1 rRNA gene is annotated in these 459 nt (G+C 52.9%); it reads left to right on the top strand.

What is annotated here, in order from left to right:
* Nucleotides 1-459: ribosomal RNA gene (locus H9X80_RS08955) — 16S ribosomal RNA — on the top strand; the annotation flags it as partial.

The raw sequence follows: 459 nt of genomic DNA, 5'->3' as shown, positions 1-459 counted from the left end.
TAGAGCAGTCCTACGGGTGGCAGCAGTGGGGAATATTGGGCAATGGGCGCAAGCCTGACCCAGCAACGCCGCGTGAAGGAAGAAGGCTTTCGGGTTGTAAACTTCTTTTGTCAGGGACGAAACAAATGACGGTACCTGACGAATAAGCCACGGCTAACTACGTGCCAGCAGCCGCGGTAATACGTAGGTGGCAAGCGTTATCCGGATTTACTGGGTGTAAAGGGCGTGTAGGCGGGATTGCAAGTCAGATGTGAAAACTACGGGCTCAACCTGTGGCCTGCATTTGAAACTGTAGTTCTTGAGTACTGGAGAGGCAGACGGAATTCCTAGTGTAGCGGTGAAATGCGTAGATATTAGGAGGAACACCAGTGGCGAAGGCGGGTTGCTGGACAGCAACTGACGCTGAGGCGCGAAAGCGTGGGGAGCAAACAGGATTAGATACCCTTGTAGTCACTGGTT

It is taken from the genome of Olsenella profusa (assembly GCF_016900315.1).
Taxonomy (GTDB): domain Bacteria; phylum Actinomycetota; class Coriobacteriia; order Coriobacteriales; family Atopobiaceae; genus Thermophilibacter; species Thermophilibacter profusus_A.
The sequence above is the reverse complement of the archived record's forward strand: the minus strand, read 5'-3'. Positions and strand labels throughout refer to the sequence as shown.